The sequence below is a fragment of the Octadecabacter dasysiphoniae genome (assembly GCF_021532615.1).
GTDB classification, from domain to species: domain Bacteria; phylum Pseudomonadota; class Alphaproteobacteria; order Rhodobacterales; family Rhodobacteraceae; genus Octadecabacter; species Octadecabacter dasysiphoniae.
The window spans coordinates 1-238 of the sequence record NZ_JAKGAQ010000039.1; the positions used below are offsets into that span (position 1 = coordinate 1).

The 238-nt window shown below is 63.4% G+C and carries 1 protein-coding gene; it reads left to right on the forward strand.

The features are described 5' to 3' along the window. On the forward strand, nucleotides 1-238 hold a 238-nt coding region (locus L0664_RS18525), incomplete at both ends, for a hypothetical protein (protein WP_235227388.1).

Sequence of the window (238 nt, forward strand, 5' to 3'; positions counted from 1 at the left end):
AGGGCGCCGACATCATGACGTTCCGCAACCTCGACGGGTCCACCACGGTAATTGATTTCGACGGCGCCGAGGGCGACCGGCTGGATGTGAGCGACTTTGGGTTCACCGATTTCGCCGAGTTCTCGGCGGTTGTCAGTGCAAACGGCCCCGGTGGCCACGACACGCGGATCGATCTGGACGGCGACACGGTGGTGTTCCTGACCGATGTCAGCCCCGACATCCTGACCGCCGATCACGT